This window comes from Streptomyces kryoterrae, assembly GCF_054072135.1.
Map to the genome: position 1 here is coordinate 9,182,648 of NZ_CM133358.1, position 12,893 is coordinate 9,195,540.

Below are 12,893 nucleotides of genomic sequence, written 5' to 3' on the forward strand. Positions count from 1 at the left end.
CATCTCCCAGATGCCGGAAGCCACTTGACTGCGCCCACCATCTATCGTCAGCCTGACCCTATGCCTCCGGAACTCCTTCTCCACGCGCGCGTCCACGTGGACCTCGTGCGCACCGCGAGCGCGCGCTGTCCGGGCCGTTGAGCAGCCATCGCCCAGCTCACCGCCTCCCGCAGAAGGACAAGTCCATGACGGCCACGCCCGCCCTCGGTACTCCCGCCTCCGTCGTTCCCGCCTCTCCCGATCTCCTGCGCTCCGTCTTCCGGCAGCACGCGGCAGGAGTCGCGGTGATCACCGCCCGGGGGAGTGGCGGTCCCGTCGGCTTCACCGCGACCTCCCTCGCCTCCGTCTCCGCCGAACCCCCGCTCGTCTCCTTCGGCATCAGCACGGGCGCCTCCAGCTGGCCCGCGATATCCGGGGCCGACCATGTCGGCGTCCACATACTCGGCGAGCACCAGCACGAGCTGGCCGCGACCTTCGCCCGCAGCGGTGCCGACCGGTTCGGCGCGCCCACCGTCTGGCGCGAGGGTCCCGACGGGGTACCCGTCCTCGACGGTGTCCTGGCCTGGCTGGTGTGCCGGACCGTCGCGCGTGTGCCGGCCGGGGACCACAGGATCGTGCTGGCCGAGGTCGTGCTGGGCGATCCCACGGGTACTGGACGGCCGCTCCTCTATCACCAGGGCCGCTTCAACGGGCTCAGAGACTGACCGACGGTGTTCGACCGATCGGTACAATGTGATTTTGGCGATGCTGCGGGGTCGCCGGGTTCCGGTTACGCTGCGTTGCGAAGGTCACACGTCAAAGCGCTTGCTCAGTGGGCGCGAAGTGGATGTACTGGCGAGTAATATTTCGTTCGGAGCGCGGGTCGCCCCCATCGGGATCTGCCGCTTTGAGGCGCCTATGCTGCCTGCAGGAAGGCAGCCCGGAACAGACGATGCAGTAGGAGAGCCGGCGTGAGCTTGAGGATCGTTGTCACTGTGAAGTACGTGCCCGACGCCACTGGCGACCGGCACTTCGCCGATGACCTGACCGTCGACCGTGACGACGTGGACGGTCTGCTCTCGGAGCTCGACGAGTACGCGGTCGAGCAGGCGCTGCAGATCGCCGACGATGCCGACGACGCGGAGATCACGGTCCTGACCGTCGGCCCCGAGGACGCCAAGGACGCGCTGCGCAAGGCTCTGTCGATGGGCGCCGACAAGGCGATCCACGTCGAGGACGACGACCTGCACGGCACCGACGCCATCGGCACCTCGCTGGTGCTGGCCAAGGCGATCGAGAAGGCCGGCTTCGACCTGGTCATCTCCGGCATGGCCTCCACCGACGGCACCATGGGCGTCGTGCCCGCGCTGCTCGCCGAGCGTCTGGGCGTCCCGCAGGTCACCCTGCTCTCCGACGTCTCCGTCGAGGACGGTGTCGTCAAGGGCCGCCGCGACGGCGACTCCGCCTCCGAGCAGCTCGAGGCCTCCCTCCCGGCCGTCGTGTCGGTCACCGACCAGTCCGGTGAGGCGCGTTACCCGTCCTTCAAGGGCATCATGGCCGCCAAGAAGAAGCCGGTGGCGGCCTGGGGCCTGTCCGACCTCGGCCTGGAGGCCGGGGAGGTCGGTCTGGAGGGCGCGTACTCCGTGGTCGACTCCGCGACCCAGCGCCCGGCGCGCACGGCCGGCACGATCGTCAAGGACGAGGGCGAGGGTGGCAAGCAGCTCGCCGAGTTCCTCGCGGGCCAGAAGTTCATCTAGGCCCCGTTCGAGGCTCGTTGAGCCCCGCCCCGCAGACCGCCCCTCATCTTCCGCAAGCAGGAGAGTAGAAGTCCCATGGCTGAAGTTCTCGTCTACGTCGATCACGTGGACGGCGCCGTCCGCAAGCCCACCCTGGAGCTGCTGACCCTCGCCCGCCGCATCGGCGAGCCCGTCGCCGTCGCCCTGGGCAACGGCGCCGCCGCCACCGCCGGCGCGCTCGCCGAGCACGGCGCCGTCAAGGTCCTCACCCACGAGGCCGCCGAGTACGCCGACTACCTGGTCGTCCCGAAGGTCGACGCCCTCCAGGCCGCGTACACCGCCGTCTCCCCGGCCGCCGTACTGGTCCCCTCCTCGGCAGAGGGCAAGGAGATCGCCGCCCGCCTCGCGCTGCGCATCGGCTCCGGCATCATCACCGACGCCACCGACATCGAGGCCGGTGACGAGGGCCCGGTGGCCACGCAGTCCGCGTTCGCCGCGTCGTTCACCACCAAGACCCGTGTCGCCAAGGGCACCCCGGTCATCACGGTCAAGCCGAACTCCGCCCCGGTGGAGGCGGCCCCGGCCGCCGGCACGGTCGAGGCCCTCGCCGTCACCTTCTCCGCCCAGGCCACGGGCACCAAGGTCACCGCGCGCACCCCGCGCGAGTCGACCGGCCGCCCGGAGCTCACCGAGGCCGCGATCGTCGTCTCCGGCGGCCGTGGCGTCAACGGCTCGGAGAACTTCGCGATCATCGAGTCCCTCGCCGACTCCCTCGGCGCGGCCGTCGGCGCCTCGCGCGCCGCGGTGGACGCCGGCTGGTACCCGCACACCAACCAGGTCGGCCAGACCGGCAAGTCCGTCTCGCCGCAGCTCTACATCGCCAACGGCATCTCCGGCGCCATCCAGCACCGCGCCGGCATGCAGACCTCGAAGACCATCGTGGCCGTCAACAAGGACGCCGAGGCCCCGATCTTCGACCTCGTCGACTACGGCGTCGTCGGCGACCTCTTCGACGTCGTCCCGCAGCTCACCGAGGAGATCAACACCCGCAAGGGCTGATCCTCCTGAGCCGTCCGAGGCCCCCGCGACCGTACGACCGGTCGCGGGGGCCTCGGTTCATCCCAGGGTCAGTGAGGCCTGCACCGGCAGATGGTCGCTCGGGTACAGCCCGTCCACGGAGAAGGTGTTGATCTCCGCCGAGTGTGTGGTCACCCCGGGTGAGGTCAGGATCCAGTCGATGCGCCGGCCGCCGGGTTTGGGTGCCCGGTACGAGTTGAGCGTCCCGTACTGAGGGCTGCGGGAGGCCGCCGCGTCCCAGGTGTCCACGAGCCCGTTCGCCAGCATCAGGTCGTACACCCGGTTCTCGTGGGCGGCCGAGTTGAAGTCGCCGGTGACGATCACCGGCGCCGACGGGTCCCACCCGGCGATCGTCTTGCCGATGAGAGCCGCGGAGCGCTCCCGGGCGTACTGGCTGACGTTGTCCAGATGGGTGTTGAGGACGTAGAACTCCCGCCCCCCGTCGGCGAGATCGGCGAATTTCACCCAGGTCACCATGCGCAGCCAGTCCGCCTTCCAGGTGTTGGAAGCGATCGTGTACGGGGTGTCGGACAGCCAGAAGTGATCGAACTCGAGCGGCTCGAGTCTTCGGGTGTCGTAGAAGATCGCCATGAACTCGTCCTTGCTGCCACCGCCCCGGCCGGTGCCGATCCAGTCGTAGTGCCCGCCGAGATCCTTCTCGATCATGCGAACCTGCTGGTAGAGCCCCTCCTGGGTACCGATGATGTGCGGGCGCTCGCGGCGCAGCAGCTCCCGCATCACCGGTCGGCGCACGGTCCAGCGCGGTGTCTTGTCGATCACGGTCGCGAAGCGCACATTGAACGTCATGACGTTCAGGGCGCCCGCTTGCTCGCCGGCGGATGCCGGTTTCGACGAGCCCGCCGTGGTCAGAAACGGCACGGCTATGGCGGCGACAGCCACGGACTTGAGTCCTTGGCGACGCGTCACTCCGACCTCTTTCGGCACGCGATCTCCTCCCCTTCGGAGTCAGGATGGACCTTGCCCACTGAATACGGAAGAAGGTGCCGGGTCAGCGGTGACCAGGGAAGGGTCATGGGGAATCCCACTCCGGGACGGTGTTGACCGAGGTGAAGATCGACAGTTAGCTTCGTTACACGGATTATTGATTCCGTAATGCGGAAAATGGAGGGCATGGAATGGGGCAGGGCAAGCAGGAGAAGGTCGTGACGAGCCTCGCGGGTGCCGTCAGCGAGGGGATCAGCGCCTCCCTGGCCCCGGTCGACGCGGAGCTGGAGCGCCGCTACCCCGGAGACCCGGGCACCCGCCAGCCTGTGCACACCGTGTACGTCCCCGGCGACGCGTTCGCGGCCGACACCATCCGCTCCTGGGGCGACCAGGCCCTGGCCGCCCTCGACGAACACGCCCCGGACGCCGCCTCCTTCGCCGCCGTCCTCGGCCTGCCCGGCGACCTCGCCGAATCCGTCCATGACCGGGTCCGCGCCAAACTCGGGCACGAGCCGATCGAGGACCTGCGCGTCGACTTCGAGGACGGCTACGGCCCGCGCCCGGACGGCGAGGAGGACGGGGCGGCGGCCCGCGCGGCCCGTCTGATCGCCGAGGCGTACGAGAAGGGCACGGCCGCCCCGTACATGGGCATCCGGATGAAGTGCCTGGAGGCGCCGGTGCGCGACCGGGGCATCCGCACCCTCGACATCTTCCTGAGCGGCCTGATGGAGGCCGGCGGACTCCCCGAGGGGCTGGTCCTCACCCTGCCCAAGGTGACGTACGCCGAGCAGGTCACCGCCATGGTGAGGCTGCTGGAGGAGTTCGAGAAGGCGCGTGGCCTCACGCCCGGCCGGATCGGCTTCGAGATCCAGATCGAGACCAGCCAGTCCATCCTCGCCACCGACGGCACGGCCACGGTCGCCCGGATGATCCAGGCCGCCGAGGGCCGCGCCACCGGGCTGCACTACGGCACCTTCGACTACAGCGCCTGCCTCGGCGTCTCCGCCGCCCACCAGGCCAGCGACCACCCGGCCGCCGACCACGCCAAGGCGATCATGCAGGTCGCGGCGGCGGGAACCGGCGTACGCGTGTCGGACGGCTCCACCAACGTCCTGCCGGTCGGCCCGACCGAGCAGGTCCACGCGGCCTGGCGGCTGCACTACGGCCTCACCCGCCGCGCCCTGGCCCGCGCCTACTACCAGGGCTGGGACATGCACCCCCGGCACATCCCGACCCGGTACGCGGCCGTCTTCGCCTTCTACCGCGAGGGCTACGAACAGGCCGCGGCCCGCCTCTCCCGCTACGCCAACCGCGCCGGTGGCGACGTCATGGACGAGCCCGCCACCGCCAAGGCCCTCAGCGGCTATCTGCTGCGCGGCCTGGACTGCGGCGCCCTCGACGTCGCGGAGGTGACCCGGGCGACGCACGGCCTGACCCGGACCGACCTGGACGCCTTCGCGCGCCCGCGACGGGCCGACCTCACGGCGTCGCCCAGGTAGCGCCCTTGTCACAACCGCGGCCATGGTCTCCCGGTGTCACACCCGCCCCGTAATCTGTACGGACGTACGAGTGGCGCACACGAACGGGGCAGTGGTGTCTTCGGGGGAACACGGGCAGGCGGCCGGGCAGCCGGAGGAGCGGGCGGTGGAGGAGGCGGCCGGGACCGGTCGTCTGCTGGCCGGCCGATACCGGGTCGTGGACCGGCTCGGGCGCGGTGGCATGGGCGTCGTCTGGCGTGCGGTCGACGAGGTGCTCGGCCGTGAGGTCGCCGTCAAGGAACTGCGCACGTTCACGGACGCCGCAGCGCCCGAACTGGCCGCCCTGCGGCTGCGGATGCAGCGCGAAGCCCGCGCGGCGGCCCGAATACGCCACCCCGGAGTGGTCGCCGTGCACGATGTCACGGAGGTCGACGGCCGCCCCCTGATCGTCATGGAGCTGGTCGACGGCCGCTCGCTGGACGACGTCCTGAGCGAGCGCGGCACCCTGGACCCGCACGAGGCCGCCCGGATCGGCGCCCAGGTGATGGACGCGCTGGCCGCCGCCCACCGTGTCGGTGTCCTGCACCGGGACGTGAAGCCCGGCAACATCCTGCTGGAGACCTCGGGCCGGGTCGTCCTGACGGACTTCGGCATCGCCACGATGGAGAATCCGGGCGACGGCTCGGCCACGAACCGCACCCGCAGCGGCGAACTCGTGGGCTCCCTGGACTATCTGGCGCCCGAGCGGGCCCAGGGCAACGACCCCGGCCCCGCCTCCGACATCTGGGCCCTGGGCGCCACGCTGTACGCGGCGGTCGAGGGCACCTCGCCCTTCCGCCGTACGTCGACCTGGTCCACGCTCACCGCGATCGTCGCCGAACCCCTTCCGGACCCCCGCCAGGCCGGTGCTCTGGGCCCGGTCCTGCGGCAGCTGATGGCCAAGGGGCCGCAGGACCGTCCGGACGCGGAGACGGCGCGCGGCCTGCTGGAGGCGGTGGCGTCGGCCACGAGCGGTGCCACGGACACGCCGACCACGGGCCTGCGACCGTACGGGGCGGCTGCGGCCGGTATACCCGAGGCACGCGCGGACGAAGAAGCGGGGGAGGCGGCGGAGCCCGGTGCGGCGCCGGTGCCCCCGGGGTTCGGACCCGCCGAGCAGGCGTCGCCCGCCTCCGAAGCCGCGCCGAAGGCATCCCCCGGCTTCGGCCCGCCGGAGCCAATGACGTTCAATACGCCCGGTTTCGGTCCCGCCGGGCCTCTGGCGGCCCCGGACCTCGGCCACCTCGCGGCCCCGACCACGTTCTCCACCCCGGATACCGCGTCCGCCCAACCCCGCCGCAGGGGACGCGCGTTGCTCGCCGCCGCGGCCGTCACCGTGGTCCTCGCCGCCGCCGGAGTCACCGTGGCGCTGCTCGGCGGTGAGGACGACAGCGAGGCGAGCACCCGGCCGGTGGCGTCGGAGGACAGCTCTGCCGCGTCCTCGACGGGCAGCGGCCGTGCGGACCTGGACCTTTCCGATCCCACGCCCACCGGAAAGGGCACCGAGAAGCACTCGTCCCCGACGGCGCCCGGCAAGGCAAGTCCCGCCGAGCCCGGGAGCGACACGACCACCCCGGCCGCGTCGAAGACCTCGGGAAGCGGCACGACGGGCGGCGGCACCTCGGGCGGTACCTCGGGTGACCCCGGAACCGGCACGACCGGCGGTTCGGGCACGACCGGAGGAACCGGCACCACCGGCGGGAGCACCACGAGCGGTGGCGCGACCTCCACCCCCGACCCCGCGTGCGTGTCGATCGGCGACGGCAAGTACAACTGCACGGTCTGGCGAACCGCCACGTCGTACACCGCGTCCGGCACCGAGGTCGGCGTCCTCAACTCGGGCACCAACTACTTCTACTGCCAGCAGAACCTGGGCCGTCGTGAGACCTACGGCGAGTGGACGAACGTGTGGTGGGCGAAGACCGACGACGACAGCGGCAACGCCGGTGTCTACGTCAGTGACGTCTACCTCAAGGGCGGCGACAACGACGAGCCGGTGCCGGGCCTGCCCACCTGCTGACCAGCCCTGATCGTGTCGCGGACGGGGCGCGGAGTATCGGCTGCGGCGGACGGAGTGAGGCTTCGACCTGGCCGCGGACGTCCCAACGACGAGCCGCCGCACCACGCACAGGAGCCCTCTTTCGTTGGACTAGCGGCTTGATTAGACCCCGTTCCACACCGGTTCGAACTGAGGTGCACGGCTACGTACGTAGCCATCGAAGTAGCCATGTTGCTCAGGGCAAGCCAGTGATGACTGAGGTGCCTGGGCCTGCGACTTGGGGCCTCTGCTGGACTATCCGGAGGGCTTGCTGCACCAGTCGAGGTGGTGCCGACGCCTGGCGAGCTTGTACCTCTTCAATAGCCCCGCTCGGCTACACAGCTATTCGCGGCTGAGGCCGGCGGCCCGGTCGCGCCATCTGACGTCGCAGTAGGGGAGGTAGCGCCAAACGTGCCGAGCCACGTGAAGCGGGGCTGCGGCTGTTGATCAGCCTCAGCCCCGCTGAGTTTTCCTTCTCGCCGCTACACCTACGAGGGGCAGCGGTTGGGCGGTCACGCCGCGTCGCGCATGGGCGATGGCTCGGGCCGTGAGGTCAGACTGGCGGCGAAGGCTCCATGAGTGTCGGCGTGGTCCTTCAAAAGGTGGCTGTACGTACTGCGCAGCATCTCGACTGAGTCGCCTACCCACGCGGCCACGGTGTGCTCGGGGATTCTGTTCTGGAGGCACGTGGAGATGAAGGTGTGCCGGAGGTCATGGAAGGTTGGAAGGTTCCCCTTCTCATCCTTGATCCCTAGCTTCCGCAGCGTGGGCTTCCACAGACATTCGTTGAAGTGGTTCTTGCAGAGGAGGGTGTTGTGTGGCCCCCAGAAGAGGGCCTGTACCGAGCCACGCTGGCAGTCATCGATCTTCTGCTTGTGCTGCCACAGGACGTTTTGTGCGGCCCGCGGAGGGTGGCGGTTCATGTGTTCGTTGAGGGCTTCTTGGAGATGCGGGGGGATCGGAACGTCTTTCGTGGTGAGGCGCGGGCTCGTCTTGAGTCGGTCTATGAGAGTGGACTTGTGACGAGTCTCCTTGGTCTTGAGCACTTGGCGGTGAACGGTGAGCAGCCTTCTGTCTGTGTCGATCACGTCCGTGCACACGGCTAGCGCCTCTGCTTGCCGTACGCCGCAGGCGAAGCCGAGCATCGGGATGGGACGGTAAGGCTCGGGAAACTCGTCATAGATTGCCCAGCACTCGTCTGGGGTGAAGACGTACGCCTCCGTCGCGCTTACGTAGGGTCCGGGGACCTCGTAGGTTGGGTTGGCGGCGATCCTTCCGTTCTGGAGGGCGTCTCTGATAATCATCTTGAAGACCTTCCAGTGGCCTTCGGCCGTGCGGTTGGCGAGGTTCTTGTTGGCCTCCATCTCCTGGACCCAGACCTCTACTTGGGCCCGCTTGATGGTCCGCAGGCGCTTGCTTCCCCAGCGAGGGTTGAGGTGTAGGCGAATAGACACCTCATAGTTCACGAGGGTGCCTTCCTTCGCGCGGCGTCTGCTGAGCCAGTCGGCAGCCCACTCTTTGAAGGTCAGGGATGCTTCGGCGGGCTCCGGAGCTACGCCGCTAGCCATGTTGTCCAGAACGGCTTGCGCCTGAGCTTGGGTTATGCCAACTGACTCGGGGATAGTGGCTCGTGTGCGGTTACCCTCGTCGTTCGTGAGGTTGTAGGACCAGCTATGGCCGCAGCCGCCCTTCTTGGGGCGGTTCTGGTCGGAGCAGTCGCACCGCTTGTAGACAGTGGGCTTGCGTGCCACGGGATACCTCTCGAGATTTCAGTGGGTTCGCGGGTGACTCCCTGGCCAGGGGAGTTTGACTGTACGTAGGCGTAGCCATCGTTGGTCAAGTCGTCGCGTGAGGGGCCGTGCAGTCGGTGAGGCCCCTGTATGCGCAGCTATAACTCTCGTGCCCGCGCCTGATTTTCATTCCGTACGTTCGTCGAGCCATGCCTCGAAATCACGCTCCCGGACCCGAAGAATTCGATCGCTGACGCGTACGATGGGCATATCCCAACTCCTGTAGTTGTCGACCACGGTGCGCTTTGGGACTTCCATCCGCTCGGCAATCGTCTCGAAACTCAGCAACGCATTTGAACCACCGCGAGGCATAGCTGTCCCTGTTCGTTCGTAGGCGCCCCCGGGCGGACCGATCCGGCCGGATGGAGCCGGTTGCGTACGGGCTGGCATGGACAAGTACGTGGATCGGCGAAATCTGTTACACCCGGCGGAGGGTCAGCTCTTCTGCCGCATGCTGGGGATGCTCGGGGAATGTCGGGTGGGCCGGCGGCCGAGGTGTCGGAGGCACTCGGCCCTGCCCTCGGGGGTGGGGGTCGGCGGCCTCGTTGACGAAGTCCGGTGCCCCGACCGAGAGTTCAGCCCCACGCGTAACGGCTCCCTGGCCGCACTCTCTCGTCGATGGACCCACAGGGCGTCGAGATCCGGCGTCGGCGACGAGGGCTGATTGCAGCTGGATGGTGGTGTTCGTCGGTCAGGTCATCGAGACTGCGGCACCAGGTCCGATCGTCGCGGGCGCCCTTGGCGCCTGCTCGTGTTCGCCGACATCTGCTGTGCGGGCCCTGTGCGGAATCGCTGAACTGTTCGATGCTTTCCGTAAAGGATTGGTTATGCTGCCCCAACGCCGCGTCGGAACGTGATCGTCCATTGGTGGGGAGACCGTGATGGTGCGCCCGGATGCGGCACTGTCGCTGATCACTGCAGCACTGGCTTGGGGGGCATCACGGCGTGACCGAAATTTTTGAGGCTCTGGTTGCACGCGCTTCAGCGGGCGGGGAAGACGGAGCGGACGCTATTGGGGCGTTATATGACGAACTGAATGACACCGTGTACCACTGGGTGCGGTTCTACATCCGGGATCGGCATGTCGCGGAAGATCTGTGCCAGGAGGTTTGGCTGAAGGTCGCTCAGAACATCGGCAAGTACCGCGCGGGTACGAGCCTGATGGGCTGGCTGCGCACGATCACGAAGAACACCGCGCTCGACTATCTACGCGCGGTGCAGCGGCGCCCCTCGGAAGCGCTGTACGCCGACCATCTTGAACTCGACCAGCCGCGCCTCGACCAGGACCCTGAAGAGGTCGCTGTACGGCGTGCGCTGGCCCAAGCCGTTGCCTCGCACATGCAAAAGTTGCGCCCTGAGCAACGGCAGGTTCTGATTCTGCGGTTTTTCGATGGGCTCAGCCCGGGGCAGACTGCGCAGATCATGGGTAAAACGAACGGCGCTGTGCGTACCCTCACGGTACGAGCCCTGCGAAGGCTCGCCGCGGTCATGCCGACGGGAGAGTCGTCCTCCGAATTGATCGAGGAGCTGCTGTCGGTGGCAGTGGGCAGAAATAGAGTGGTCGGAACACAGGCAGAGACACGAGAAGCGAGGGCGCATGTCGCGACGCGCTGACCAGAGCGAGAGCTTGGAGCGGGCGCTCGATGGCGGGCCCCTACCTCACGATGAGGACACCCGCCAGATGCTGGCTGCCGCGGGCGCGCTGAAGCCTGGATTCCGACGCAACCCTGCGCAGGTGCGCGCCGCCAAGGACGCGATGCTCCGCGAGTTCGCACACGCTCAGAACCCACCGGAGACCCGAGAAGACGCCGGATCGGGTGACGGCCTGGACGAGCCCGCGATCCATCGCGAGGAGATCGAGCTGCCCGACGGTGGCCAGCTCGTCCTCACGGACATTGAGAACATCTCGCCCGAGCGTGCGGAGTCGACGGCTGCCCGCATCGCGCGCATCCTGGAGAGCAGGGAAAGAGACCGGCAGAGGTGAGCAGCGCGATACTTGGCGGCCCCCACATCGAGGTGCGGCCGTGACCGATTCACTGCCGCCTGTTCAGATCCACATCGTGCGCCCGGGGGACGAGGGCTATGAAGAACTCACCGACGTGGGCTTGGCCAACCTCGGAGGCGAGCGCCACCTGTTCCTGAAGCCTCAGCGCTTCGACTCGGTCGTACGGCAGGTGAGTTCGGCGATGCCGGATCTGCCACTGGAACACGTCGAGCGCCTACTGCGTGAGCACCCCGCGGACTTCAAGGACTTTGACGATCTGCTGGGCTCGATCGAGCCTCCTCCGTTCCTGGACATCACGCCGTTGTCAGATGAACCTGTCCAGTCCGCGCGTCTGCACGGCCGTGCGAAGCGGTGGATGGTCGCCGCTGCGCTGGCGCCTGCGCTCGCAGGGAGTTGGGCGTTGGGCTACTTCACCGCTGGAAGTCCGGTCGACATTCTGGCGAGTGCGGACGCAAGTCCGTCGGGCGTGCAGTCCGCAGCGAAGCCGTTCATCGACGGGGAGTTCCTAGACTTCTCCGAGGCCGGGCAGATCGACTGCAAGCCGATCGCCAACCTGGAAGCGGAGTGCACCGACGCGGACGGCATGGTGATGGCGAGCAAGGCGGCTATCGGGCCGGACAGCACGATCTTCACGTTCTCGTACGGCTCCGAGCGCATTGGACTGAGGATCTTCGGTGACGTGCACTACGCCGAGACCTGGGCGCGACAGGACGGCACGGCCGAGTTGTACCCCAACCTCTCACGCTCCGGCCGGTACGTACTGTGGGGCACGGACGAACAAGGGTTGTCGAAGTATGCGGACTTGCTCCATTCAGAGAAGGCCCGCCAGTCGCCGACCGCGCGGGACTCGGCCTAGAGACCGTCCCGGAACTCCGTGGTGGACGTAACCCGGACGGACTCAAGATCGTTTGCCTGGCATGAACAACATGAAGCGTGTAGCTGCTGGTCTCGCCCTTGCCGGGGCCGCTCTCGTCCTGTCCGGAACCAATGCGGTGGCGGACCCCGACCCCGGCACCGGAGAGGAACTCACCCAGACAACGGGACTCATCGACGCAGTGGGCGTTCTCGGCAACGGCAACAGTAATGAGGACTCCAGCCAAAACGACAACGTGTCCGCGGGTAACAACCAGCAGTTCTCAGGCGATGGGAACTCGAACACCGTGACAGGAACTTTCGGCGGGCAGTCCGTAGACCAAAGCATCCGCGGCTAACCAGCCGAACCAGTTGCGGGACAGCACCGCGGCTGCTTGAACAACCAGGAGGGGCCCGGACCAAAGTCCGGGCTTCCTCCTGCGTGCATGGGTCAGAACGGAGGCTCGTCCCCGTGCGGCGCGGACCATGGATCGTTGGTTGCAGGGTGGCCCTGGGCTGCGGCCTGGTGCTGCGTGCTGGACCCGGTGCATTTGGTGACCTTCGCCGTGGCGTTCTCGAGGCTGGCGCCCACCTCCTCGATGTCCAGCTCGTACACGGTGCGCTTGACGCCCTCACGGTCCTCGTAGGACCGCTGCTTGAGGCGGCCCTGGACGATGACGCGCATGCCCCGCTGGAGGGACTCGGCGGCGTTCTCGGCCGCCTGTCGCCACACGGCGCAGGTCAGGAACAGGCTCTCGCCGTTTTTCCATTCGTTGGTCTGCCGGTCGAAGGTGCGGGGCGTGGAGGCAACGCGGAACTTGGCCACCGCGGCGCCGGAGGGGGTGAAACGGAGTTCGGGGTCGTCGACCAGGTTCCCGACGACGGTGATGACGGTCTCGCCTGCCACGGACAGGGCCTTTCATGACGGAGCCGGCCCGCGCGGGTGCGGGCCGG

11 protein-coding genes and 1 pseudogene are annotated in these 12,893 nt (G+C 68.1%); 9 read left to right on the forward strand and 3 right to left on the reverse strand.

The window, feature by feature from the left end:
• Positions 1-185 precede the first annotated feature (185 nt).
• The 3 genes from ACW4TU_RS40930 (at position 186) to ACW4TU_RS40940 (ending at position 2,774) form a co-directional block, all read left to right on the forward strand.
• On the forward strand, positions 186-704 hold the full coding sequence (locus tag ACW4TU_RS40930; RefSeq protein WP_457421889.1) for a flavin reductase family protein: 519 nt from the start codon (positions 186-188) through the stop codon (positions 702-704).
• Positions 705-950: 246 nt separating this feature from the next.
• A complete protein-coding gene (locus ACW4TU_RS40935) occupies positions 951-1,736 on the forward strand; it encodes an electron transfer flavoprotein subunit beta/FixA family protein (RefSeq protein WP_457421891.1) in 786 nt (261 codons plus the stop codon).
• Positions 1,737-1,811: 75 nt separating this feature from the next.
• Positions 1,812-2,774, forward strand: coding sequence for an electron transfer flavoprotein subunit alpha/FixB family protein (locus ACW4TU_RS40940; RefSeq protein WP_457421893.1), 963 nt, complete (start codon positions 1,812-1,814; stop codon positions 2,772-2,774).
• Positions 2,775-2,831: 57 nt separating this feature from the next.
• Here ACW4TU_RS40940 and ACW4TU_RS40945 read toward each other — a convergent pair whose 3' ends face one another.
• A complete protein-coding gene (locus ACW4TU_RS40945) occupies positions 2,832-3,737 on the reverse strand; it encodes an endonuclease/exonuclease/phosphatase family protein (protein WP_457421895.1) in 906 nt (301 codons plus the stop codon).
• Between the two features lie 191 nt (positions 3,738-3,928).
• Here ACW4TU_RS40945 and ACW4TU_RS40950 point away from each other — a divergent pair, with 191 nt between their 5' ends.
• Complete coding sequence (locus ACW4TU_RS40950; RefSeq protein ID WP_457421897.1) at positions 3,929-5,236, forward strand: DUF6986 family protein; 1,308 nt, start codon at positions 3,929-3,931, stop codon at positions 5,234-5,236.
• 94 nt (positions 5,237-5,330) lie between these two features.
• A complete protein-coding gene (locus ACW4TU_RS40955) occupies positions 5,331-7,274 on the forward strand; it encodes a serine/threonine-protein kinase (RefSeq protein ID WP_457430570.1) in 1,944 nt (647 codons plus the stop codon).
• 530 nt (positions 7,275-7,804) lie between these two features.
• Here ACW4TU_RS40955 and ACW4TU_RS40960 read toward each other — a convergent pair.
• Positions 7,805-9,043, reverse strand: a complete 1,239-nt coding sequence (locus tag ACW4TU_RS40960; RefSeq protein ID WP_457421899.1) for a tyrosine-type recombinase/integrase — start codon at positions 9,041-9,043, stop codon at positions 7,805-7,807.
• Between the two features lie 984 nt (positions 9,044-10,027).
• Between ACW4TU_RS40960 and ACW4TU_RS40965 the strand changes: the two genes are divergently transcribed.
• The 4 genes from ACW4TU_RS40965 (at position 10,028) to ACW4TU_RS40980 (ending at position 12,298) form a co-directional block, all read left to right on the forward strand.
• Complete coding sequence (locus ACW4TU_RS40965; RefSeq protein WP_457421901.1) at positions 10,028-10,696, forward strand: RNA polymerase sigma factor; 669 nt, start codon at positions 10,028-10,030, stop codon at positions 10,694-10,696.
• Between the two features lie 67 nt (positions 10,697-10,763).
• Positions 10,764-11,066, forward strand: a complete 303-nt coding sequence (locus tag ACW4TU_RS40970) for a hypothetical protein (RefSeq protein ID WP_457421903.1) — start codon at positions 10,764-10,766, stop codon at positions 11,064-11,066.
• A gap of 40 nt (positions 11,067-11,106) precedes the next feature.
• Positions 11,107-11,943 (forward strand): hypothetical protein, encoded by an 837-nt coding sequence (locus ACW4TU_RS40975; protein WP_457421905.1) that lies wholly within the window; start codon positions 11,107-11,109, stop codon positions 11,941-11,943.
• 61 nt (positions 11,944-12,004) lie between these two features.
• A complete protein-coding gene (locus ACW4TU_RS40980; protein ID WP_457421907.1) occupies positions 12,005-12,298 on the forward strand; it encodes a hypothetical protein in 294 nt (97 codons plus the stop codon).
• A 175-nt stretch (positions 12,299-12,473) separates the two neighbouring features.
• Here the strand turns inward: ACW4TU_RS40980 and ACW4TU_RS40985 are convergent.
• Positions 12,474-12,846, reverse strand: a pseudogene (locus tag ACW4TU_RS40985) (single-stranded DNA-binding protein); the annotation flags it as partial.
• Positions 12,847-12,893 lie beyond the last annotated feature (47 nt).

What these genes read in the sequence shown, in the direction of transcription:
- ACW4TU_RS40930 (WP_457421889.1), top strand. Translation starts at nt 186, where the DNA reads ATGACGGCCACGCCCGCCCTCGGTACTCCCGCCTCCGTCGTTCCCGCC.
- ACW4TU_RS40940 (WP_457421893.1), top strand. Translation starts at nt 1,812, where the DNA reads ATGGCTGAAGTTCTCGTCTACGTCGATCACGTGGACGGCGCCGTCCGC.
- ACW4TU_RS40980 (WP_457421907.1), top strand. Translation starts at nt 12,005, where the DNA reads ATGAACAACATGAAGCGTGTAGCTGCTGGTCTCGCCCTTGCCGGGGCC.
- ACW4TU_RS40950 (WP_457421897.1), top strand. Translation starts at nt 3,929, where the DNA reads ATGGGGCAGGGCAAGCAGGAGAAGGTCGTGACGAGCCTCGCGGGTGCC.
- ACW4TU_RS40970 (WP_457421903.1), top strand. Translation starts at nt 10,764, where the DNA reads ATGCTGGCTGCCGCGGGCGCGCTGAAGCCTGGATTCCGACGCAACCCT.